This is a genomic window from Acinetobacter sp. WA-87, from assembly GCF_039938935.1.
GTDB classification, from domain to species: Bacteria; Pseudomonadota; Gammaproteobacteria; order Pseudomonadales; family Moraxellaceae; genus Acinetobacter; species Acinetobacter seifertii.
The window spans coordinates 651,824-674,915 of sequence record NZ_JBDUVF010000002.1 but is presented as its reverse complement, the minus strand read 5'-3'; the positions used below and the strand labels follow the sequence as shown (position 1 = coordinate 674,915).

At 38.4% G+C, this 23,092-nt stretch carries 20 protein-coding genes and 1 tRNA gene; 11 read left to right on the top strand and 10 right to left on the bottom strand.

Annotated elements, in window-relative coordinates; all coding sequences use genetic code 11:
* The 3 genes from ABFY81_RS10135 to ABFY81_RS10125 all read left to right on the top strand — a co-directional run.
* On the top strand, nucleotides 1-2,749 hold a 2,749-nt coding region (locus tag ABFY81_RS10135; protein WP_347913698.1), incomplete at its 5' end, for a BapA/Bap/LapF family large adhesin.
* Nucleotides 2,750-2,894: 145 nt separating this feature from the next.
* Nucleotides 2,895-4,550, top strand: a complete 1,656-nt coding sequence (locus ABFY81_RS10130) for a poly alpha-glucosyltransferase (RefSeq protein WP_347913697.1) — start codon at nucleotides 2,895-2,897, stop codon at nucleotides 4,548-4,550.
* Entirely contained in the window at nucleotides 4,547-6,271 is a 1,725-nt protein-coding gene (locus ABFY81_RS10125; RefSeq protein WP_347913696.1) for a CapA family protein, read from the top strand. The genes ABFY81_RS10130 and ABFY81_RS10125 overlap by 4 nt, the downstream gene beginning before the upstream one ends.
* Here the strand turns inward: ABFY81_RS10125 and ABFY81_RS10120 are convergent.
* Nucleotides 6,268-6,984, bottom strand: a complete 717-nt coding sequence (locus ABFY81_RS10120) for a metalloprotease (RefSeq protein WP_068935374.1) — start codon at nucleotides 6,982-6,984, stop codon at nucleotides 6,268-6,270. The genes ABFY81_RS10125 and ABFY81_RS10120 overlap by 4 nt on opposite strands.
* A 79-nt stretch (nucleotides 6,985-7,063) precedes the next feature.
* On the opposite strand from ABFY81_RS10120, the gene ABFY81_RS10115 reads away from it, so the two are divergent.
* Together ABFY81_RS10115 and ABFY81_RS10110 are read left to right on the top strand one after the other, a co-directional pair.
* Complete coding sequence (locus ABFY81_RS10115; protein WP_347913709.1) at nucleotides 7,064-7,396, top strand: MGMT family protein; 333 nt, start codon at nucleotides 7,064-7,066, stop codon at nucleotides 7,394-7,396.
* A gap of 24 nt (nucleotides 7,397-7,420) precedes the next feature.
* The gene (locus ABFY81_RS10110; protein ID WP_347913695.1) at nucleotides 7,421-8,167 is read left to right on the top strand and encodes a hypothetical protein; all 747 of its coding nucleotides are present in this window, start codon (nucleotides 7,421-7,423) and stop codon (nucleotides 8,165-8,167) included.
* Between the two features lie 38 nt (nucleotides 8,168-8,205).
* Here the strand turns inward: ABFY81_RS10110 and ABFY81_RS10105 are convergent, their stop codons facing one another.
* From ABFY81_RS10105 to carA, 5 genes are all read right to left on the bottom strand, one after another.
* The gene (locus ABFY81_RS10105; RefSeq protein WP_347913694.1) at nucleotides 8,206-8,643 is read right to left on the bottom strand and encodes a universal stress protein; all 438 of its coding nucleotides are present in this window, start codon (nucleotides 8,641-8,643) and stop codon (nucleotides 8,206-8,208) included.
* Nucleotides 8,644-8,766: 123 nt separating this feature from the next.
* Nucleotides 8,767-9,399, bottom strand: a complete 633-nt coding sequence (locus ABFY81_RS10100; RefSeq protein WP_174723723.1) for a CatB-related O-acetyltransferase — start codon at nucleotides 9,397-9,399, stop codon at nucleotides 8,767-8,769.
* A 71-nt stretch (nucleotides 9,400-9,470) separates the two neighbouring features.
* A complete protein-coding gene (greA, locus tag ABFY81_RS10095; RefSeq protein WP_004699621.1) occupies nucleotides 9,471-9,947 on the bottom strand; it encodes a transcription elongation factor GreA in 477 nt (158 codons plus the stop codon).
* A gap of 87 nt (nucleotides 9,948-10,034) precedes the next feature.
* Nucleotides 10,035-13,265, bottom strand: coding sequence for a carbamoyl-phosphate synthase large subunit (gene carB, locus ABFY81_RS10090; protein WP_004699623.1), 3,231 nt, complete (start codon nucleotides 13,263-13,265; stop codon nucleotides 10,035-10,037).
* 14 nt (nucleotides 13,266-13,279) lie between these two features.
* Nucleotides 13,280-14,419, bottom strand: coding sequence for a glutamine-hydrolyzing carbamoyl-phosphate synthase small subunit (gene carA, locus ABFY81_RS10085; RefSeq protein WP_200000947.1), 1,140 nt, complete (start codon nucleotides 14,417-14,419; stop codon nucleotides 13,280-13,282).
* Nucleotides 14,420-14,731: 312 nt separating this feature from the next.
* Here carA and ABFY81_RS10080 point away from each other — a divergent pair, with 312 nt between their 5' ends.
* Entirely contained in the window at nucleotides 14,732-15,316 is a 585-nt protein-coding gene (locus ABFY81_RS10080) for a hypothetical protein (protein ID WP_068935382.1), read from the top strand.
* 56 nt (nucleotides 15,317-15,372) lie between these two features.
* Here the strand turns inward: ABFY81_RS10080 and ABFY81_RS10075 are convergent, their stop codons facing one another.
* Together ABFY81_RS10075 and yhbY are read right to left on the bottom strand one after the other, a co-directional pair.
* On the bottom strand, nucleotides 15,373-15,909 hold the full coding sequence (locus ABFY81_RS10075) for a DOMON-like domain-containing protein (protein WP_347913693.1): 537 nt from the start codon (nucleotides 15,907-15,909) through the stop codon (nucleotides 15,373-15,375).
* Nucleotides 15,910-15,924: 15 nt separating this feature from the next.
* Nucleotides 15,925-16,248: a ribosome assembly RNA-binding protein YhbY gene (gene yhbY / locus ABFY81_RS10070; protein WP_004699631.1), complete on the bottom strand. Its 324-nt coding sequence runs from the start codon at nucleotides 16,246-16,248 to the stop codon at nucleotides 15,925-15,927.
* Nucleotides 16,249-16,447: 199 nt separating this feature from the next.
* Between yhbY and rlmE the strand changes: the two genes are divergently transcribed.
* The 4 genes from rlmE to ABFY81_RS10050 all read left to right on the top strand — a co-directional run bounded on the left by rlmE (nucleotide 16,448) and on the right by ABFY81_RS10050 (nucleotide 20,556).
* Entirely contained in the window at nucleotides 16,448-17,098 is a 651-nt protein-coding gene (rlmE, locus tag ABFY81_RS10065; protein ID WP_000235573.1) for a 23S rRNA (uridine(2552)-2'-O)-methyltransferase RlmE, read from the top strand.
* Between the two features lie 134 nt (nucleotides 17,099-17,232).
* Nucleotides 17,233-19,128, top strand: a complete 1,896-nt coding sequence (gene ftsH / locus ABFY81_RS10060) for an ATP-dependent zinc metalloprotease FtsH (protein ID WP_347913708.1) — start codon at nucleotides 17,233-17,235, stop codon at nucleotides 19,126-19,128.
* 133 nt (nucleotides 19,129-19,261) lie between these two features.
* A complete protein-coding gene (gene folP / locus ABFY81_RS10055) occupies nucleotides 19,262-20,113 on the top strand; it encodes a dihydropteroate synthase (protein ID WP_347913692.1) in 852 nt (283 codons plus the stop codon).
* 128 nt (nucleotides 20,114-20,241) lie between these two features.
* Nucleotides 20,242-20,556 (top strand): DUF5713 family protein, encoded by a 315-nt coding sequence (locus ABFY81_RS10050; RefSeq protein ID WP_004699637.1) that lies wholly within the window; start codon nucleotides 20,242-20,244, stop codon nucleotides 20,554-20,556.
* Here ABFY81_RS10050 and ABFY81_RS10045 read toward each other — a convergent pair whose 3' ends face one another.
* Both ABFY81_RS10045 and ABFY81_RS10040 read right to left on the bottom strand, forming a co-directional pair.
* Nucleotides 20,557-20,898 (bottom strand): hypothetical protein, encoded by a 342-nt coding sequence (locus ABFY81_RS10045; RefSeq protein ID WP_347913691.1) that lies wholly within the window; start codon nucleotides 20,896-20,898, stop codon nucleotides 20,557-20,559.
* Between the two features lie 76 nt (nucleotides 20,899-20,974).
* Nucleotides 20,975-21,060: transfer RNA gene (locus ABFY81_RS10040), tRNA-Leu, on the bottom strand.
* 196 nt (nucleotides 21,061-21,256) lie between these two features.
* Here ABFY81_RS10040 and ABFY81_RS10035 point away from each other — a divergent pair.
* Nucleotides 21,257-23,020: an alkaline phosphatase D family protein gene (locus ABFY81_RS10035; RefSeq protein WP_347913690.1), complete on the top strand. Its 1,764-nt coding sequence runs from the start codon at nucleotides 21,257-21,259 to the stop codon at nucleotides 23,018-23,020.
* The last annotated feature ends 72 nt before the right edge of the window (nucleotides 23,021-23,092 follow it).

Genomic DNA, 23,092 nt, shown 5'->3' with positions numbered 1-23,092 from the left:
CTTTACTCAAGACGGCAGTGCAACTGCACCAAGCTTGAGTGTGGTGAACGGTAGCTATACTGACCTTGCAGGTAACCCAGGTTCAGGTGCGAGTCTTGCAGGTTTAACTGCGGACATTACACCACCGACCCTTGCAATCAGTGCGACTGACCTGAACCTTGCTGCGGGCGAAAGCACTACAGTGACCTTTACCTTCAGTGAAGCGGTGACTGGCTTTGATGCAACTGATGTGGCAGTGGCGGGTGGTACGTTGACTGGCTTGACGACCACAGATGGTGTGACCTGGACAGCAACCTTTACTCAAGACGGCAGTGCAACTGCACCAAGCTTGAGTGTTGCAAATAACACTTATACTGACCTTGCAGGTAACTTAGGTACTGGTGCAGCATTGGCTGGTTTAGTGGCTGACATTACACCACCGACCCTTGCGATCAGTGCCACTGACCTCAATTTATCTTTAGGTGAAAGCACCACAGTGACCTTCACTTTCAGTGAAGCGGTGACCGGCTTTGATGCAACTGATGTGGCAGTGGCTGGCGGTACGTTGACTGGCTTGACGACCACAGACGGTGTGACCTGGACAGCAACCTTTACTCAAGATGGTACTTCGACACTACCGAGCTTGAGTGTTGCAAACGGTACTTATACCGACCTTGCAGGCAACCCAGGTTCAGGTGCTAATCTTGCTGGCCTTGTTCTGGCGCCAACAATTACTGCACATGACAATGTGGATAGTGTAGCTATAGATATTGTTCCATTAACGACAACGGGTATTAATGCTGGTTCTGCAACTTATCTGGCATTGATCGGTGTAACTGAGAATCTCAATGTATCGCTTTTAGGTACTCCGAGTGTGAGCTTCAATATTGCCGCTGGACATACTTCAGATGCAACGATTAGCTATGGAGCTTTACTCAGTTTATCTTTGCTTAACGACTATAAAATAGTCTTGCAAAAACAAGCACCGGATGGTTCGTGGCAGAATGTTGCAGGTGACGCGAGTACTGGATTAATTAACGTCGGAATACTCGGTGGTAATGGATTTGGTGCGACTATCACAGATTTAGCAAGTGGTTCTTATAGAGCGTTTATGGTCTATACCGGTGTTGGTGTAGGATTGTTAGGCACAATGAGTGTGGTTCGCGATGACTATAATCACACAGTAGTACCTACATATAGTGCAGCAACAGTGAGCGGTAATGTGCTTACTGATGATGATTCAACTATATATGGTCCTTCATATGTGCCAGATACAATTACTGGAACAACAGTTGTGTCTACTGTTGTGGGTGAGCAAGTAGGTGCAATACCAACATCTATTGGTTCTTCAACCCCAGTAATAGGAGCTTATGGAACACTTACGATTTCTGCGAATGGTTCATATAGCTATACACCGACTGCTAACCCTGCCAACATTGGTAAAGTAGATAGCTTTACTTATACCATTACTGATCCAGTAACGGGTGCGACAAGTACAGCTGTATTACATATACAGATTGGGTCACCTGATGTCAGCATTACTTGGAATACAGCTAGTCCTGGAACGGATGGTACGACTCAAATCGTTGCCAATGCAGACCAAGCTGTTGCAACGGTTGACTTTAGCAACTCAACTGATACACCTGTAGATGTTCCAAGTCCGGTCGTATCTGTAAGTATAATTGGCTCAAATAGCGTATTATCAAATACCTTTACTGTTGGAGCAAATGACCTAGTAGATGTACAGGTGGCAGCAACTTATGCCAACCAACCTCTAGTAAGTGTGTTGCCAACCGTGAGTTATGTTGTTCAGCAATTTGTTGGTGGAGTATGGGTTGATACTACTTATACCGGTTCAGCAACTGCACTTGGAAGTGTGGCAACAATTAGTTTGGGAACTGTAGCTTTCCAAGATGCTGTTCTACACTTAGGAGCTGGTACATACCGTGTTCAATATACGTTGACTGGAGTATCACTTGGAACAACAACGTTGGATACCCAAGTAACGACAACTACAACGCATTTGAATAATTATTCATCTGATTGGATTCATGGAAACATTGTCCATGGTGACACAATTGGTGGGGTTGCAGACAGTGGTATCTTTACCGCTGATGGTGTCAAACTCTATGTTGAAACAAGTCCTGGTGTGTATGTTGAGGCTACTGGACAATCTATCACTACTGCGAATGGTACATTTGTGATCAATTCGAATGGTGACTATGATTACCGTGCCAATACTACATCGTTAACATTGGCTAATCCAACCGATACCATTAACTATAAGTTGGTGGCAGCGAATGGTTCCGAGTCTTTATCATCATTGACAATTAACCTGACTACTTCTGATTACAATACTCATGTAATTAGCACATCAGGAAATGACACGTTCAATACGGATACTGGCACGATTGGGGCTGGTTCAGATACTCTCATTTATCATGTATTAAATAACGTTGCTATAGGTAATGGTGGTAATACAGGTGGTAATGGCGTAGATACTTGGACTAACTTCCATGTGGGTAATGTGGCGACAGATCAACAAGCTGATCTGATTGATATCAGAGGATTACTCGATGGAGCTCAAACAGACCTTACTATTGGACAATATATCAATGTCGTTGTAAGTGGTGGTAATACCACTATTCAGATTGACCGTGATGGATTAACAGGAATTATTCCTACCAATAACTTTACGAATCTATTGGTTTTACAAGGTGTTACGACTAGTGAGGCAGAGTTACTTGCTAATGGCCAAATTATCTATTAATAGATAATTAACCAAATAAAAAAAGAGCCTTCGGGCTCTTTTTTTTATGTTTAAACAATACGTTAATCTAGCTTTTAATTTCTCCGTGCTATGATGTATTGAAAATTTTATAGAACAACAATTAACGAATAGGGACTAAATTCGAGTGTCGGTATTTCTAGACTTTAAAAGACAACTTAAGCTTTGGTTGGAACATTTCGTTCAGCATGTTTCAGACCTTCCAGAAGAAACAATTTTGTTTATATCATTTGGTCCTAAAGATCAAAGATGTAGTGTCTGGCATACCGAAAAAACAGCTTTTTCACAAGCAACTATACAATTACTCGATTTTATTGATAAACAGTTTTCTCCAGATCAACTTCCAGACTATATAAAAATTGATGTTGCGTACAATCTAGAAAAACAAAGTTGGAGTCAAATAGAACAACTTGTTCATCATCAATTTCATAATAATCATTACCGCAGAGGAATTGCACTTGATGAAGCATGTTCAGTAGTTTTTCTGGAGCAAGAGATCTATGGAAAAGCAATTATTCGAGGTTTGAGTTATGACAAACCTAATTTTTTTGATGAAACCAATCTGAACTATGCGATTAAGCAAAAATATAACGCTACTAAGTCACAAATTAGACTACAAGAGCTACAAGATGTTTGGACTTTCGATACCTATGCAACTTTTTATGAAAATGGACAATTCATTAATTTAGCAAGCCGTTATGATGCAAATGGTATTAGAGTTATTGCGACCAACAAGAAACAGCATTTTAGAGAGCTCATTGAGAAAAATGCAGCGTTTTTGCACAGTCAGATTCAAGAAAATGGCAAATTCATTTATGGCTATTTTCCTGCTTTTGATCGGGATATCCGCAGCTATAATACGGTACGTCATTGCACATCACTTTATGCACTATTAGAAACGTTCGAAGTACAAGATAAACCTGAATATTTGCCTAAAATAATGAGTGCCATCCAATATGCACTTACTAGCTTTTATAAAGAAAAAGACTCTACAACTGCTTTTATGATTGATGGTAAAGAAGGGGAGTTTGAAATTAAACTAGGTGCAAACGCAGCAGCTATTTTAATGTTAACGAAATATCAGGAAATTACCCAAAAGTCTGAATATTTAAAATATGCAGAAAAACTTGCAAATGGTATTTTAAAATTAGTTGATTCAGATGGATTAACTACCCATGTGTTAAATTATCCAGACTATGATTTAAAAGAAAAGTTTAGAATTATTTATTACGATGGCGAAGCAGCATTAGCTTTATTAAGGTTATATCAAATAAATCAGGATAAAAGATTATTAGAAATAGTTAAATTAATGTTTGAAAATTTTATTCATAAAAGATATGAAAAATATCATGATCACTGGTTAAGTTATTGTACTAATGAGCTTACAAAAATATGTCCTGAAGAAAAATATTTTATTTTTGGTTTAAATAATTATTTAAAGCATTTTGTTTTTATAAGAAATAGAAAGACAGCGTATGCCACTTTATTAGAAATGCTCATGGCTGCTTATAAAATGGTAAATCGATTAAAAGAGCAAGGCCATCAAAAGCTTCTTGATCAAGCTTATATGTCAGAGCTAAAAAAACTCATTAAATTTCGGGCTGAATTCCAAACTACGGGTTTTTTCTATCCAGAAATGGCTATGTATATGGATCGTCCAGATAAAATATTACATGCTTTTTATGTGCGACATGATCGCTTTAGAGTAAGAATAGATGATCAAGAACATAACTTATCAGGCTATATAGCCTATGTAAAAGATTTCCAAGGAGAGGAGATATGACTTACTCTCTTTTTGAAATTAAGTTATTGGTACCTCTAGATAATACTAACTTCGATAATGCGGTTTGGAAATTTGAAGTTGATGGAGATGTTTCAACTTTATTGCTTATTGATTATGCATTAGAACAATTTCATCAAAAAAACATCGAAGCAAATAAGACCTATGTTGTATCTGAACAAAAGCATAAGCAACTTGGTGAGCAAAATTTAGGTTTAGAAAAAAATGAGTCTTATACATTTGTCGAGCTCTTACAATTCTTAATTTTTACTCAGGCCAATGATGTTAAACATGCGTTAAGCAATATGCTTTTTGACTCAACTGAACAAGCCCAATTGATTTTGTCTCAAAGAGCAGAGAACTATCACTTATCTTTAAATTCCTCTAATCAGTTGAAAGATTTATTTGGGTTGATAAACCATATCTGTAGCTATCCAGCCGAGCTAAAAAAATTTTTCTTTATTAAAAACCTTTCTTTTAAAAATAAAGTATATCAACCGATTACACCTTTAATTGCTCATCCAGTGCTAACCTCGGTTTTATATATGTCCCATCAATTTAGAAAAATTTATATCACTTATCTTGAAGATAACCAGAGCATTGGCTTTTTCTCTTTTTTAGATGACATTCACCGTCTCGAGCATTTGGTTCCTTACTATCACTGTTTTCAAGAAGAGCGCGTAAAGGCGAAGAGTTGTACTTCACAGACTGGTATTATTAATATTCTTGGAGATACCTATTTCGGTGAGACCTATACTGAAAAGCGTAAGTCGAGAAGGCAAATAGATGCTTTACAACAATATGGATATCACTATTCATTTGAAAAAATACAGCCATTTTTAGGTAAAAATGACATAAACATAGCTAACTTTGAAGCAGTCTTTTCTTTAGAAAACCAATCACCTTTAAAAGATAAAAAGCCATTCATTCTAAAAGCCGATGCTAAAAAAACATTAGAAGAATTTAAAAGCATTCATCTAAATTATTTGGTGTTAGCAAATAATCATCTCAAAGATTATGGTGATGAAGGGCTTACCTATACATTACAACAATTGGACGAGGCTAATGTTTCCTATATTGGTGCTGGGCACAACCAAAAAGATGCTCACAATTACTTTGAAATAGTTTTTGAAAATAAGTACTATGCGATTTTTAATGGTTATTGGCATAGAGACACTGCTTATTTGGATTATGACTTTTATGCGCTAGGGTCAAGAAGAGGAGTCGCTTGTTTAAACGGTGTCTTACTGGAGCAAATAGTTTTTTATAAACAGGCTCATCCTAAACATAAAATTATTGTTATTTGTCATTGGGGAGTCGACTTTAAACCTCCTACAAAAGAGCAAATTAAACTTGCTGGTATTCTTACACAGGCTGGGGCTGACCTAATTATTGGTCATGGTGCTCATACTATTCAGCCAATTCAGATGATCAACGATAAGCCAGTGGTGTTGGGTATCGGCAATGCTGTATTTAATAGTGATGGAGAATATGAGCAGCATCATTCTTTGCCATTTGGCTGTATTGCCAGAATAGATCTAGCAAAGGAGTTGCTTCGACTTTATCCAATTTATACGGATAACTTAAAAACTTTTTGGCAACCGTATCCAGTAGATTTTAATGACTTCTCAAAGGCCAGTACTTATATGACATCTTTACTGACCTCTGAGCGCTACATTACTACCCAAGATTACTTAGGACGGTATGTTGAAATTAAATTTTAAGGGTATTGTTGATAACTCGATAAAATCGTTTGAAGCTGTGATGGGGTAAAACCCAAATTTCTTAAGCCGCCACTGCCTAATTTACACTCAGCACTGGCCATAATATTAGTCGGGGTAGTTTTTGTAGCATTAGGTGCACATACATGTTTCAAGCCGAAAGCGTGGCCCATTTCATGAATACTACCTGCTTGTATATTATAATTTAATCTATTCCAGTCTAATAAAATAAAAGGCTTTCCATTATTACGGAATGTTCGGCTTGTAACATCATTAAACTCTAACTTTTTTGAATAAGCATCGTATATAAAGACAATGACTTCTTTACTTACTGTGCGCTTAGGAAAGCATGCATTCACGCTTGCAGGCATAGATCCTATAGAAATAGGGCGGGGTTGGTTTATTTCATTACCAAGTTGACAATGTAGTTTTGAAAATTTGTGATAAGAGATATAACGGTTTAACTTAAAGTTAAAAATTTTGTTTCCTTGGTCGTCTAAATAATATTTATTTAAAATACCAACTTCTTTTCGCATTTGTGCAAGATTATCAAAACGTGCAGCAGAAGGATTGTTGGTTGTAAAAACGAAAGTGACTGGAACTACAGGTCTATTATTAGCAGGTTCCTCTAATAAATCTGGCTTTTGTAAAGGAGAATGTGTTGTACAAGAAACACACAGTAGTGTCCCTATAATCATCAATAAGGTTTTTTTCATATTCATCACATTGTCTCTGCATATTATTCTAAAGTGATTTAAAGTAAATTTTTATATGATATGAACGATGTCAATTTTTATGGATTCCATTTTGACAACTCAGTATGAACTACATCGACAAATTTTAGAAGTCATCGCTCTAATTCCATATGGAAAAGTAGCAACTTACGGACAAATAGCACGTATGGCGGGGTTACCTAAACATGCCAGATTAGTGGGTTATGTTCTTAAACATCTTGAAGCAGATCATCATCAGGTGCCTTGGTACCGTGTTATTAATTCACAAGGTAAAATTAGCCTAAGCAGATTTAATGAAAAAGGTGAAAATGTTCAGCAGTTAAAGCTTGAAGATGAAGGAGTCTATTTGTTGAATGGCAAAGTGAACTTAAAGCAGTTCGCATGGCAACCTTAAAATTATTAAAGAGAACAAATACAAATGCAGCATTATAAATGGCAGAGTCTAGCCATATTACTATTAGGTTTAACAGTGCAATCGAGTTTTGCAGAGCAGGCTATTTCAGCCCAACCTTTTATAAATGTGAAAGCTTCATCACAAGAAATACACTCGATTTGTCAGCAGTTGAGTCAGAAATGTAGCGATGAAGTTAAGCTGTGGAAACCCAAAAATACACAAGATCAGACTTATTATTTAATAGATGAGACTCCGCAAATTGCTCAAGTTAAAAAGCTAAATAATCAATACACAGTAATAAATGAGTGGAACTTTAAAAATTATGAACATACTAATAAAGAGCCACATTCTGATGATTTAGGTCCTGATGGACTCAAAATCTTTCCAGCACTGTATCCACTCAATAAAAATGAATATGCCATAGCAGTACTAAATACTTGGTTTACTGGTTACTCTGGAGGAGGACATTTTGAAGAAAATGCTGATTTTATTGAGCTTAAGCCTAAAGGGCAGTATCAAGTTGCATTAAAAGATATTAATTTTTCTTCAAGTGAAATGATTCGTGCATGCTTTTCAGAACAAGATTATAAAAAATCTCCTCATTGTCATGACGAGACATGGATGACTCTAAACATAAGGTTTAAAGATACTGGTCAACCATACTATTTATGGCAATTAAATTATAAAAATTATTCTTGGAATGCTTTTAAAAGTAAAAAAACAATAACAGTTGAACAATCGAGTGAAGATGTTTTTCCATTTAAAAAATAGATACCTACCTGACTAAATTGAGCCAGATAGGGGTTTTTTTAGCGAACAATCAAAACAGGGATATGGCTTTCACCTAAAACTTTTTGTGCAACACTTCCTAATACAAGTTTTCGGACACCTGTACGGCCATGCGAACCCATAACGATGAGATCTGCATTGATATCTTGTGCAGCTTGAATAATTTCCTCATGAACCACAAAGCCTTCAAGTAATTTGGTTTCTACGGTAAGCCCTTCTTGTACAAATTGTTGTTTGGCTTGGTCTAAAATATCGAGCAAATAAGCTCTAGTGCGCTCAATCAATTCATTAGTTTGACCAGTCTTCACATAAAGATCGGCAATAATTGGATCAAGCGCCATCACTTGTACGATAGTAATTTTACTATTTAATGCTTTTCCAAGTTTGATGGCTTCTTTCATAGCGACCGTAGAAGTTTCAGAACCATCAATTGGTACAAGAATATGCTGATATGACATGAGATTGTTCCTTATTGTAATGATGCTTATTTATTCAATACTTTATACTTCTTTTCTTACGATTTAAATTCTAGCTCGTAATGATTTGTGTTATTGAAACAAGAAAATCTTGGCACTATTTTTTTATTTATCTCTTAAATTTTCAATATGTGTTGTTAAAGCATTGATATCATCAGTTTGCAAATATTCACGCATTTTTAAAACTTGTTTTTCATCTAAATCATAAAGTTTTAAAGTGAGTAGTTTCTCTATTTGCTCTGGCGGAAAACGGTATTTAATAACTTTTGCCGGAACTCCACCAACAATTGCATAGGGTGGAACGTCTTTAGTGACGACAGCTCCAGTTGCAATTACAGCACCTTCACCAATTTTTACGCCTTGCATAATCATTGCACGGCTTCCAACCCAACAGCCATCTGCAATTATGGTGTCGCCAGCAGCTAAAAAACTGCGGGTATCAAAGGGGAAAGTCGAAATCCAATCTGGTCTATGAAGCTGATTGCCACCCATCATAATCACGCATTCAGCACCAAAACATACAAAATTACCAATATAAAGCTGATCAATAGGTTTTTCTGGAGTAGAGGGTTTGTCGTGTAAATAGCGTACTACACAACGCTCAAAACCTTGATCCCAATAGGCTGAGTAGTAAGAGTAATTACCCTTGATATGGATATTCGGATTTTTGACAGTTTTGGAAATAAACTCAAATTCACACCAATGACGGACTGGCGAGTTAATCAGAGGTGTATCCATAATTTACTATCCAAAGAAATGAGTTAAAGCAATTAAAAACCCCTCATAAAGAGGGGCTTAAGAGTAGTATCTTAAAGATATTCTACGCTTACAACTTCGTATTCAACTTCACCTTGAGGAGTGATAATTTTTGCCTCATCACCTTCATTTTTGCCTAAAAGGCCACGAGCAATTGGTGAGTTCACTGAGATTTTATTAATTTTAAAATCAGCCTCATCATCGCCAACAATTTTATAAGTCTTGCGTTCTTCAGTATCAAGGTTTTCAATCGTTACCGTAACACCGAATACAACACGACCGTTTTGTTCTAAGTCTTTAACATCGATGACTTGTGCAGCACCCAATTTTCCTTCGATATCTTGGATACGGCCTTCGCAGAAACCTTGTTGCTCACGAGCAGCATGATATTCTGCATTTTCTTTTAAGTCCCCATGCTCACGTGCCTCAGCAATCGCTTGAGTAATACGCGGACGTTCAACAGATTTCAGATGTTGTAATTCTTTCTCTAAGGCACTTTTACCTTCAGGGGTCATTGGATAACGTTGCATTTCGGTCCCTCTTAAGTTGAGAAAACACAGTTAAAAAAATGAAAAAATCCCGCCACCGATAAGGTGGCGGGACTTATCGGAAAAAAATTAACCTACAGTTAAATCTTGCAAGCGGTATACATCCATTGGCAATTTCACAGCAAAGGCTTGGCAAACTGCTTCTGCGCCATTGATAGTCGTTGTGTAATACACTTTGCCTTGTAGGGCAGCACGACGAATCATTGCAGAGTCATATTGAGCTTGTTTGCCTTCAGTAGTGTTGACAATAAGGTGTATTTCGCCATTTTTCAAGCGGTCAACAATGTGTGGACGACCTTCAGTTACTTTATTTACAGGTTCACATTCCAAACCTGCTTCTTTAAGCACTTTATAAGTTCCACCTGTTGCTACCAGTTTGAAGCCGTATGCTACAAACTTTTTAGCGATATCAGCGATATATTTCTTATCAGATTCACGGACAGATAAGAAAGCAATCTTTTCTTCGCCTTCAGTTGGTAGGCCTGGTAAGCGGTCATTAGAACCTAAAACAGCTTTATAGAATGCTTCACCAAATGTCTTACCAACACCCATTACTTCACCTGTAGATTTCATCTCAGGTCCAAGCATTGGATCTACGCCTTGGAATTTAGCAAATGGGAAAACTGCTTCTTTCACAGAAAAGTGTGTTGGAATGATTTCTTTAGTAAAGCCTTGAGATTCAAGTGATTGACCCGCCATACAACGAGCAGCTACTTTTGCTAAAGATTCACCAATACATTTCGATACGAACGGCACAGTACGTGAAGCACGTGGGTTAACTTCAAGAACATAAACGTCATCGCCTTTAACTGCGAATTGAACGTTCATCAAGCCAACAACACCAAGTTCTTTTGCCATAGCCACTGTTTGACGACGCATTTCGTCCTGAATCTCTTGAGACAGAGAGTAAGGAGGAATAGAACACGCAGAGTCACCTGAGTGAATACCTGCTTGTTCGATGTGCTGCATGATACCGCCAATCACAACATCTTTACCGTCAGATACACAGTCAACGTCAACTTCAGTTGCATCGTCAAGGAAACGGTCAAGAAGAACAGGGGCTTCGTTAGAAGCTTGTACTGCTTCGCGAAGATAACGTTTAAGTTCATCTTCGTTATACACGATTTCCATTGCGCGACCACCTAATACATAAGATGGGCGAACAACTAACGGATAACCAACTTTCGCAGCTTCAGAGATACCTTCTTCAGCAGATTTTACAATGCTGTTGTTTGGTTGACGAAGCTGTAAACGTTGAATCATTTGTTGGAAACGTTCACGGTCTTCTGCACGGTCAATTGCATCTGGAGAAGTACCGATAATAGGAGTACCAGCTTCTTCTAAAGCACGTGCTAACTTAAGTGGAGTTTGACCACCGTATTGTACGATTACGCCTTTTGGTTTCTCAGTACGTACGATCTCAAGAACATCTTCAAGTGTTACAGGTTCGAAGTACAAACGATCTGATGTGTCGTAGTCAGTAGAAACAGTCTCAGGGTTACAGTTCACCATGATTGTTTCATAACCGTCTTCACGCATAGCTAGAGCAGCGTGTACACAGCAGTAGTCAAATTCGATACCTTGACCAATACGGTTTGGACCACCACCAATTACCATGATCTTGTCACGATTTGATGGATTTGCTTCACATTCTTCATCGTAAGTTGAATACATATATGCTGTGCCAGATTCAAACTCAGCAGCACATGTATCAACACGTTTGTAAACTGGATAAACACCCAAGTTCCAACGTTGTTTACGGAATTGCTTTTGTGAAATGCCCATGAGGTGAGCAATACGAAGGTCCGATAAACCTTTACGCTTGAACGAACGGATGTTGTCCGCGTTTAAGTCACCAAAACCTAAAGTTTTTACTTGAGCTTCTGTGTTGACGATATCTTGAATTTGAATCAAGAACCAACGGTCAATTTTAGTTGCTTCAAATACGTCATCTAAAGAGAAACCATGACGGAATGCATCTGCTACGTACCAAATACGCTCAGGACCCGGAACTTTAAGCTCTTTTAAAATCGTTTCTTTTACATTTGTTGCACCAGCTTCGATTTTTTCATCAAAACCGCTTACACCAACTTCAAGACCACGTAATGCTTTTTGTACAGATTCTTGGAAGTTACGACCAATTGCCATGACTTCACCAACAGACTTCATCTGAGTGGTAAGAACTGGTTCTGCTTGTGGGAACTTCTCAAAGTTAAAACGAGGAATCTTCGTTACAACATAGTCAATTGCTGGTTCAAAGCTCGCAGGAGTTACACCACCAGTGATATCATTTTTCAATTCATCAAGAGTATAACCAACAGCTAGTTTCGCAGCGATTTTTGCAATTGGGAAACCAGTTGCTTTAGAAGCAAGAGCAGACGAACGAGATACACGAGGGTTCATCTCGATCACAACCATACGGCCGTCTTTCGGGTTAATACCGAACTGAACGTTAGAACCACCGGTCTCAACACCAATTTCACGAAGAACTGCAACTGAAGCATTACGCATCAATTGATATTCTTTGTCAGTCAATGTTTGAGCTGGTGCTACAGTGATTGAGTCACCAGTGTGAACACCCATTGGGTCAAAGTTTTCGATCGCACATACGATAATACAGTTGTCGTTTTTGTCACGAACAACTTCCATTTCGTATTCTTTCCAGCCGATTAATGATTCATCAATCAATAATTGGTGAGTAGGAGAGAGATCGAAACCACGTTCACAGATTTCAAGGAATTCTTCACGGTTATATGCAATACCACCGCCTGAACCACCCATTGTGAATGAAGGACGGATAATTACTGGGAAACCAAAGCGAGATTGGATTTCCAATGCTTCTTCCATGGTTTCAGCAATAGCAGCTTTTGGACATTCCAAACCGATTTTGCGCATAGCGATGTCGAAGAGTTTACGGTCTTCGGCTTTTTCAATCGCTTCTTTAGTTGCACCAATAAGTTCTACATTGTACTTCGCTAATACGCCATTTTCATCAAGTGCAAGTGCGCAGTTCAATGCAGTTTGTCCACCCATCGTAGGTAGGACTGCATCTGGACGCTCTTTTTCAATGATTTGAGCAACAGTTTGCCAAGTAATTGGCTCAATATATGTTGCATCCGCCATTGAAGGGTCAGTCATAATGGTCGCTGGGTTAGAGTTAACCAAAATAACACGGTAGCCTTCTTCACGAAGCGCTTTACATGCTTGAGCACCAGAGTAGTCAAACTCACAAGCCTGACCGATAACAATTGGACCAGCACCAATAATTAAGATGCTTTTAATATCCGTACGTTTAGGCATTATTCGCTCCGTAATTACTGTTTAGATGCTTCGATAAGTTCGATGAAATGATCGAACAATGGTGCACAATCATGTGGACCTGGGCTTGCTTCAGGGTGACCTTGGAAGCTGAAAGCTGGTTTGTCAGTACGGTGGATACCTTGTAAGGTGCCATCGAACAATGATTTATGCGTTGCTTTTAAGTTAGCCGGTAATGTTTCTGCATCTACAGCAAAACCATGGTTTTGAGATGTAATCATCACTGTACCATCTTCAAGATTTTGTACAGGGTGGTTTGCACCGTGGTGACCATGATTCATTTTTACAGTTTTTGCACCAGAAGCGAGTGCCAAGATTTGGTGTCCTAAACAGATACCAAATACAGGTAATGTTGTGGTTTCAACAATAGTGTTTACAGCTTCGATTGCATAGTCACAAGCAGCTGGGTCACCAGGACCGTTTGAGAGGAATACGCCATCTGGATTAAGTGCTAATACTTTTTCAGCCGGAGTTTCAGCAGGGACAACAGTAAGTTTGCAACCGCGGTCTGCAAGCATACGCAAGATGTTGGTTTTGACACCATAATCGTATGCAACCACATGGTATTTTAACTCAGGTTGTTTAAAGCCCTTACCTAATACCCATGAACCTTCAGACCATTCAAAACCCGTTGGATCACAGCATTCTTTAGCAAGGTCTAAACCATTTAGACCACCAAAAGCGCGAGCTTTAGCAATAGCTTCTTCTTCAGTAATATTTTCGCCAGCAAGGATGCAACCATTTTGTGCACCTTTGTCACGTAAAATACGAGTAAGTTTACGTGTATCAATATCAGCAATTGCAACAACATTGTGCGCTTGTAAATATTCACCTAACGACTGCTCAGAACGGAAGTTACTGTGTAGTAGTGGAAGGTCACGAATAATTAAACCATTCGCCCATACTTTATGGATACGACCAGATTCAACGTCTTCTTCGTTGCAACCAGTGTTACCAATATGAGGGTAAGTTAATGTCACAATTTGTTGTGCATAACTTGGGTCAGTCAAAATTTCTTGATAGCCTGTCATGGCTGTGTTAAAAACGACTTCACCAGTCGTACTTCCCGTTGCGCCGATTGACGTTCCTTTAAAGATCGTTCCATCTGCGAGGGCTAAAATGGCGGGGATGCTCAAACCAAAGCTCCTGAATTTCGGCTGTAAAAAAGCGAGTAGACCTAAAAAAGATAGGCGATGTTCTAAAAAAACATGCCCCTCCTCATCGGTCTGCCCGCTTGTAACTTAACAGCGCATTATACGCATGGAACCCTAAAAAGTCTATTTGTTTTCTATTAAAAAATATAATTCCTTGCTTGCTTTTTGCAAAAATATTCATCCGCTTGTCTGAAATTGATACTTTTGGCAAATTGTCTAACAATCTGGCGGTTAAATTATGTTAATTCCACTTATTGTAATGTTAGAAAAAAATAAACAATATGAGGAAATAGTATGAGCAATCAAGTTTCAAAAGATATAGCTGAAAACGCTTCTAAAGTTGCAGATGTTGTTAAGGCTGAAGTAACTGAAGTGAAAGAAGCAGTTGCTAAAACAACGACCCGCGCTAAAAAAGCAGTGAGTGCTAAAGCGACGCAGGTAAAAGAAGTTGTAGCTGAAAAAACAGAACAGGTGAAAGAAGTCGCTCAAGAAGCAACTTCGCAAGTTAAAGAAGCTATAAATGAAACTCAAGAACAAGTAAAAGTTGTATTGAGTGAAACTGAAGAAAAAATTGAGACTGAGACTCAAGAGTTGAACCAAAACATTCAAAATCAGTTTGCTCAGATTAAACAAGATATTTTACAACGTCTTGATGTTATTAAAGCTCAGTTTAATACGTCTCAAGAAGGATTAAATGAACTGAAAAATACATTAAAAGCTGAAATTAATGCATTAATTGAAGATTTAACAAAAGTCACCAAAGAACTCAAAGGTGACATTAGCCAAATCTCTTTGAAGCACAAAGATTCTTTAAGTGAGAGTTTGAAACGCACTAAAAATAATGCGGTTGAAGCGTGGAACAAAGCAAGAGATAACTAAGTTTAGCTTCATAAAATTAATAAAAAAGCGAGAATCAATTTCTCGCTTTTTTATTTTTAAAACTGATGTAGCCAATCACGTTTATTGTGAAAATCAGCATTTTGTCCACTATGCTGCATTGCATAGTACTGCATACCATCTTTAGTCTTTAAAACAGCAGTTAAACCTAAATAAAGGTTTGTCCATTTTAAATGATGCTGCTGCATAAACTGACCTAAATCAAGACTTACATTTAAGCCGTAGTGAGTACGCTTGAGATGATTGAGCTCGATATCGTAAGCAACGAGGGGAGGCATGCTTTCCGGATAGCGATATTCTTCAAACTGGTAAGTTTGCCATGCTTGAGAAGGAGAAAGATTAATTTCCCGATAGAAATCTTCACCATGCACGCCAATAAAAATCTCAAAACAAGTCTCTTCCCACAAAAAATCTTGACGGGGATGAGCTGCAACTTCTTGAGGCCAGATAATAAGTTGGTTTGGATCACGAATCCAAAAACCCACATTTAATGTATGTGGGGTTTGCTGTTCAATTGCGCCAACAACAGAAACAGCATGAAAACGATCAAAAGCTGAAAGTTCGTAACTTGCCATAAAGTAGTCAATAAATTAGTTTGCTAAGTGAGCGTGACGAACAAGGTTAGATAAGTGTTGGTTCTGTTTAGCTGCTTTTTTGTAAAGTAAAACAATTTTACCAATTTTTTGCACAGCTTCAGCACCAGTTGCTTCGACAATTGCATCGATTACAGCAGCACGAGCTTCACGATCTTCGCCAGCAACTTTTACTTTGATGAGTTCATGATCATTCAAAGCACGAAGAGTTTCTTCGATTACAGCATCTGTTAAGCCTTGTCCACCAATCATGACAACCGGATTAAGCACATGACCAATTTGACGTAAACGTTTACGTTCATGAATAGATAAAGCGGCCATTAAAAATACCTGATTTTAAAAACGACTTAGTATAGCAAAAAACTTAAAATCAAATGTACGAAAAACTGTATAAATAATCGATCAACATTATTGGAAAAAAACTGTAAAAGTTATTGAGATTACGTTACATCCGTACTGTAATGAGAGTAATTTTCACGTACAATGAGCAATCAGAAGTTTTTTTGATATTTAGTGAGTTATGGCAACACGCATTACAAACCAAAAATTGTCTAAAAGTAGTCGTGCGTGGATGAGGGAACATCTAGACGATCCTTTTGTAAAAAAAGCACAAAAGGAAGGATATCGTGCACGAGCAGCATATAAACTTCTTGAAATTCAAGAAAAATATAAGTTGATCAAGCCAGGCATGACAGTGGTTGATTTGGGAGCGGCTCCTGGGAGTTGGTCGCAAATTGCTGGGAAACTTGTTGGTAGCAAAGGGTTGGTTATTGCTTCCGATATTTTACCTATGGATGCTTTGCCGGATGTCACTTTCTTACAAGGCGACTTCAGAGAAGAAGCAGTATTTGAAAAATTGTTAAATATTTTAAATGGAAGACAAGTAGACATTGTAATTTCTGATATGGCCCCCAATACATCAGGTAATAGGGCTGTTGATCAACCTCGACAGATTTACTTATGTGAACTTGCTTTAGACTTTGCTCAAAAAGTCTTGGGTCCAAATGGACAATTTGTTGTTAAAGTGTTTCAAGGCGCAGGATTTGATGAGTTTCGTAAACAAGTCGTTGATAGTTTTGATGTGTTAAAAACAGCAAAACCGGCAGCTTCTCGGGCACGATCTAAAGAAGTTTTTTTGGTTGGACAAGGGCGTAAGAAAGCATTGCAATAAAGTTTACTTGCCAAGCTCCTAAAAATTGTGCATTTTGTATCTTTTAGGTTATCCGCAAGCAAGACAATTGCTGTTTTTAAGAAGATCGGCCAAGATTAGGCATGATCAAATTAGATCGATATGGGAATAAAGCTTTGAGCGATTACTTCAAGAATGCCGTATTGTGGCTAATAATACTGGGTGTTCTGATTTTAATTTTCAGTAATATCAGTGACCGCAATAAGCCTTCTGCAATGAAATATTCAGATTTTGTTGCAGCGGTGAATGCTGGCCAAATTAAGCAAGTCACGATTGACGGTTTAAATATTAGTGGTGAAAAAACTAACGGATCTCAGTTTGAAACTGTTCGTCCGCAAGTTGAAGACACTGAACTTATGCCAAGCTTAAACAAGCAAAATGTTGTTGTAGAGGGCACAGCACCACAACGTCAAGGCATTTTGATGCAACTTCTCATTGCTAGTTTCCCTGTACTGTTAATCATTTTGTTATTCATGTTCTTTATGCGTAACATGGGTGGTGGTGCAGGCGGTAAAAATGGTCCGATGAGTTTTGGTAAGTCAAAAGCAAAAATGCTTTCTGAAGACCAAATCAAAGTGACTTTTGCTGACGTTGCCGGTTGTGATGAAGCGAAACAAGAAGTTGTAGAAATTGTAGATTTCTTAAAAGATCCTGCAAAGTTCAAACGCTTGGGCGCTACAATTCCACGTGGCGTACTTATGGTTGGTCCTCCAGGTACTGGTAAAACGTTATTAGCTAAAGCAATTGCTGGTGAAGCAAAAGTTCCATTCTTCAGCATTTCTGGTTCTGACTTTGTTGAGATGTTTGTGGGTGTGGGTGCGTCCCGTGTCCGCGATATGTTTGAACAAGCAAAACGTCATGCACCATGTATCATTTTTATTGATGAGATTGATGCAGTAGGTCGTCACCGTGGTTCAGGTACTGGCGGTGGACATGACGAACGCGAACAAACCTTAAACCAAATGCTCGTAGAGATGGATGGTTTTGAAGGTAATGAAGGCGTAATCGTTATTGCTGCAACTAACCGTGTTGATGTGTTGGATAAAGCATTGTTACGTCCAGGCCGTTTCGACCGTCAAGTTATGGTAGGTCTACCGGACATCCGTGGTCGTGAGCAAATCCTGAATGTACATTTGAAAAAGTTACCTTCAGTGACTGGTGTAGATGTTAAAGTCTTATCACGTGGTACACCTGGTTTCTCTGGTGCTCAGTTGGCAAACCTTGTAAACGAAGCTGCTTTGTTTGCTGCTCGCCGTAATAAGAACACTGTCGATATGCATGACTTTGAAGATGCAAAAGACAAGATCTATATGGGACCAGAACGCAAATCAATGGTTCTGCGTGAAGAAGAGCGCCGTGCAACAGCTTACCATGAAGCTGGACATGCAATTGTTGCTGAGATTTTACCGGGTACTGACCCTGTGCATAAAGTAACAATTATGCCGCGTGGTTGGGCTTTAGGTGTAACTTGGCAGTTACCTGAACAAGACCAGATTAGCCACTATAAAGACAAAATGTTGAATGAAATTGCAATTTTGTTTGGTGGTCGTATTGCTGAAGAAGTCTTTATTCAGCAGCAATCGACTGGTGCTTCAAATGACTTTGAGCGTGCTACGAAAATGGCTCGTGCGATGGTTACGAAGTACGGTATGTCTGACAAAATGGGTGTTATGGTTTACGAAGATGAGAACCAGAATGGTTTCTTTGGAAATGTAGGAAGTCGTACGATTTCTGAAGCAACTCAACAACAGGTTGATCAGGAAGTACGCCGTATTTTAGATGAACAATATAAAGTTGCACGTAATATCTTAGAAGGTAATAAAGATATTGCCCATGCAATGGTAAAAGCTTTGATGGAATGGGAAACCATTGATCGTGATCAAATTCGTGACATTATGGAAGGTCGTGAGCCACAACCACCTAAAGTCTATGTTGCTGAAAATCCAGTGGCTGCATTTGAACCACCGAAAGATGGCCCATCTACTCCACCGCCATTACCAGCGATGAATTAAGTTAATTAATAAAAAAGCCACAGTCATGTGGCTTTTTTATTTGTCTTAAATTCGGCTAAAGCTGAAAAGAAATCAACAGCATGTAAAGTATAGACTTGCTAAAATATCACCTGATTTTAAACCGGAGCTTTTTATGCAGTTAATATCTTTACCAAAGCAGATTTTACAGTGTGGACAGCTTCAACTAGATTTATCTCAGCCACATGTTATGGGCATTTTAAATGTCACCCCGGATTCTTTTAGCGATGGTGGTAAACATAACCAATTAGACCAAGCGGTTGAGCATGCGCTTAGTATGATTGAACAAGGCGCGACTATTATTGATATTGGGGGGGAGTCTACTCGACCTGGTGCTTCAGAAGTGGCGATTGAAGAAGAAATACGCCGTGTGGTACCTGTAGTTGAAGTTTTATCTCGGCATAATGTTATTTTATCGATCGACACGAGCCAGCCAGAGGTGATTCGTGCAGCAAAAGCAGCAGGGGCGCATATTTGGAATGATGTACGCGCTCTAACACGCCCTAATGCATTGAAGACCGCAGCAGAGTTAGATATACCTGTAGTCATTATGCATATGCGTGGTGAGCCAACCACAATGAATCAGTTGGATCAGTACACTGATGTAACACTTGATGTGATGCAAGAGCTGCAACAACGCATTGGTGAGGCTTTGGTTGCTGGAATTCAACAGCATAATATTATTATTGATCCTGGATTTGGTTTTGCAAAAAATGCTCAGCAAAATTTAAAACTATTAAAAGAATTTTGGAAACTTAATCAATTAGGTTATCCAATTTTATCAGGTCTTTCTCGTAAACGCTTTATAGGTGAGGCTTTGAAAGGTGCAGCTGCTGATCAGCGTGCTGTAGGAAGCGTTACTGGGCATTTGTTAAGTATTCAGCAAGGAGCGTCGATTGTAAGAGCACATGATGTGAAAGCGATGCATGAGGCTGTTTTAGTTTGGCAAGCCATGCAGCAGGCATAAAGTGTATTCGTATTGAATTAGATGTCTGTGTATCATATAAAGGCGGATGAGGAGTCGGGTAAAAATCTCGTGATTTTTGCGAAAATATGTTATAAGCGTCAAGTTTTTGCTGTTGTGTAATCTTTTGTATGTTCGAAGACCTACTTCTCCCAATGTTTGATGATGAATATTATCCAGATATTTTGGTCGCTGAACTTAAGCAGCTTATTGAACAATTTGCTAAAAAAGTTCAGAAGCCTGCTTTAGCTGATCAAGATGTTTATCGATATGCTCATCAGACTGTAAATGAAATTAATGAAATGAAACCACAGTTTGAAGATCTGGATTCATCGCTTGATGATAGTGCTGCCGATTACATTGCTGAGGCAATGATGATGGTAGTTCAAGATGCAGGATTTTTAGATCTTGAAATGGAAGAGCTGGTGATGAATCGAGAGTGGTAATTACTCTCGATTCTCAAAATTTTCAATCGCATCTAATAAATGACATGATGCTTTTAAATGTACTTGATCTATTTTTTTAATTTTTAAAATTAAATGTCCATTTTGCTGCTCATTCACATCTGCTAATACGCTTATCCAATAGGTTGTCTTTTGATGTTGTAATGCTTTTAATTGAGTAATTACATCTTGAGATGTTTTGATTAGGTAGTCATCCTGAGTTAGAGAGCAGCGTATAAAGTGCCAATCATTATTTTTAAATAAGATTGTGCCGTTAAATATATCTTCAGCATCTGCAATCGATATAAAAAGTAGGGTGGAAATAAATATGATTGTTTTTATCATAATTTTTATTTTCATCAGACATAAAAAAACCAGCTTGCGCTGGATTCTTTCTAACACCAAATTCAATAGTTGAAAATGGTGCCCGGGGCCGGACTCGAACCGGCACGCTTTGTGGGCGGGGGATTTTAAATCCCCTGTGTCTACCTATTTCACCACCCGGGCATGTGCGCAATAATAGAGGACAAGTGCGCGATTGGCAAGAGAAAAACAGAGAGTTTGCTTTATTTTCAATCAGTTCTTGTCGGTATTTATATAAATTAACCAGTTTGTGTCATGATTTGTTCATCAAACTGAGATCAGACGTTCATCTTATGTACTTAAGTTTAAAGCACTCATTGCTTAAAACTTAGAGAATTTTATGTCAGAGAAAATTTCACGCCGAGAATTAATTCAAAAAAGTCTACTCGGTTTTGGGGCTTTATCTATGCCTGTTGCTTTTACTGGTTGTAATGACGGTTCAGAAGATGAAAGTCCTCAAGTACAAGCAGATTTTCTTCATGGTGTTGCAAGTGGAGATCCCTTACAGGATAAAGTCATTTTATGGACACGGCTGACACCTACAGACTCCGGGGGACGCTTAAAAGTTGTGTGGGAAATTTCAACCGATAATCAGTTTAAACAAAATTTAAAGACGGGGATGGTTGAAACAAGCAAAACTGATGACTTTACAGTGAAAGTTGATGCAGCTGGTTTACAAGCAGATACGGTGTACTACTACCGTTTTAAGTTTGGTAGTAAGGTTTCACCAGTAGGGCAGACGAAAACATTACCAACATCGACCAATAAAGTAAGCTTTGCAGTATGTTCTTGCTCTAACTATCCTGCGGGTTACTTTTATGTTTATCGTGAAATGGCAAAACAAAACGTCGATGTCATTATTCATTTAGGTGACTATATTTATGAGTATGGGGCAGATGGTTATGCGACAGAGGATGCTGCAAAGCTAGGTCGTACGCTACCTGCTGACAATAATAAAGAAATTATTAAATTAGATGATTATCGCAAACGCTATGCACTTTATCGTCAGGATAAAGATTTACAAGCAGCTCATCAACGCCATCCTTTTATTGTAATTTGGGATGATCACGAGTTAGCGAACGATGCTTGGCGTGATGGTGCGGAAAACCATCAAAGTAACGAAGTGTCTTTCTCAGATCGTAAATTAGCTGCTCTGCAAGCTTATTTTGAATGGATGCCGATTCGTCCAGTTTCAAGTTCTGACCATTTAAATATTTATCGCCAGTTTAACTTTGGCTCTCTTGTCCAACTCACTATGCTAGATACACGCATTATTGCGCGTGACAAGCAACTTGAATATGCGGACTATATGACAGCCTCTGGCTTAGATATTGTAAAATTTCAAGCAGATTTAACAAATCCGGCGCGTACTTTAATGGGGTATACGCAAAGAGATTGGTTGGTCGATAAATTAACGCAATCTACTGCAACATGGAATGTGGTAGGGCAGCAAGTCTTAATGAGTAAAATGTGGATTCCAGCCGAATTGCTGGCATCTTTAGGGCAAATTACTTCAGGAGGAACTTCATCTGAAGCACTTGCTAAGATGAACGCACAAATTACCGAGTTGGTCACTTTAAGACTTCGTTTACAACAAAATGATCCAACATTAACAGCCCAAGAAAAAGCAAGGATTATGACGGTGGCACCATACAATTTAGATGCTTGGGATGGTTACTATGCTGAGCGAGAGTTTGTATACGATAAATTGGCAGAGTTTAATAAAAAGATGATTGTGCTTGCGGGAGATACACACAACGCATGGGCATCTTATTTATATAGCCAAAAAGGAAAATATGTAGGTGTTGAACTGGCAACAAGCTCTGTATCATCTCCTGGCTTAGAAAAATATTTAAGTATTCCATTGGCACAGTTACAGCAGTTTGAGTTTGCGTTTACTACATTGATTGATGAATTGGTCTATTGTAATTTAAATCAACGCGGATACTTGCTCGTTACTCTCGATCAGGCACAAGTTCATTCGGAGTGGGTATTTTTAGATTCAATTAAGAATGCTGAATATCAAGTGGATTCAAGCAGGCAAAACGAGATTATATTGGATCTGAATTTGACGCCTTTAAAGCAAGATCAGAAAACTGCTTAAAGCATAAAAGAATAGGGGTTACATATGTAGCCCTTTTTTTAGATATAAAAAAACCAGCTTACGCTGGATTCT

Coding starts and splice junctions, on each gene's coding strand:
- folP (WP_347913692.1), top strand. CDS start 19,262: ATGCAGTTAATATCTTTACCAAAGCAGATTTTACAGTGTGGACAGCTT.
- ABFY81_RS10120 (WP_068935374.1), bottom strand. CDS start 6,984: ATGAAAAAAACCTTATTGATGATTATAGGGACACTACTGTGTGTTTCT.
- greA (WP_004699621.1), bottom strand. CDS start 9,947: ATGCAACGTTATCCAATGACCCCTGAAGGTAAAAGTGCCTTAGAGAAA.
- ABFY81_RS10075 (WP_347913693.1), bottom strand. CDS start 15,909: ATGGCAAGTTACGAACTTTCAGCTTTTGATCGTTTTCATGCTGTTTCT.
- ABFY81_RS10105 (WP_347913694.1), bottom strand. CDS start 8,643: ATGTCATATCAGCATATTCTTGTACCAATTGATGGTTCTGAAACTTCT.
- yhbY (WP_004699631.1), bottom strand. CDS start 16,248: ATGGCCGCTTTATCTATTCATGAACGTAAACGTTTACGTCAAATTGGT.
- rlmE (WP_000235573.1), top strand. CDS start 16,448: ATGGCAACACGCATTACAAACCAAAAATTGTCTAAAAGTAGTCGTGCG.
- ABFY81_RS10110 (WP_347913695.1), top strand. CDS start 7,421: ATGCAGCATTATAAATGGCAGAGTCTAGCCATATTACTATTAGGTTTA.
- ABFY81_RS10080 (WP_068935382.1), top strand. CDS start 14,732: ATGAGCAATCAAGTTTCAAAAGATATAGCTGAAAACGCTTCTAAAGTT.
- carB (WP_004699623.1), bottom strand. CDS start 13,265: ATGCCTAAACGTACGGATATTAAAAGCATCTTAATTATTGGTGCTGGT.
- ABFY81_RS10035 (WP_347913690.1), top strand. CDS start 21,257: ATGTCAGAGAAAATTTCACGCCGAGAATTAATTCAAAAAAGTCTACTC.
- ABFY81_RS10045 (WP_347913691.1), bottom strand. CDS start 20,898: ATGATAAAAACAATCATATTTATTTCCACCCTACTTTTTATATCGATT.
- ABFY81_RS10115 (WP_347913709.1), top strand. CDS start 7,064: ATGGATTCCATTTTGACAACTCAGTATGAACTACATCGACAAATTTTA.
- ABFY81_RS10100 (WP_174723723.1), bottom strand. CDS start 9,399: ATGGATACACCTCTGATTAACTCGCCAGTCCGTCATTGGTGTGAATTT.
- ABFY81_RS10125 (WP_347913696.1), top strand. CDS start 4,547: ATGACTTACTCTCTTTTTGAAATTAAGTTATTGGTACCTCTAGATAAT.
- ABFY81_RS10050 (WP_004699637.1), top strand. CDS start 20,242: ATGTTCGAAGACCTACTTCTCCCAATGTTTGATGATGAATATTATCCA.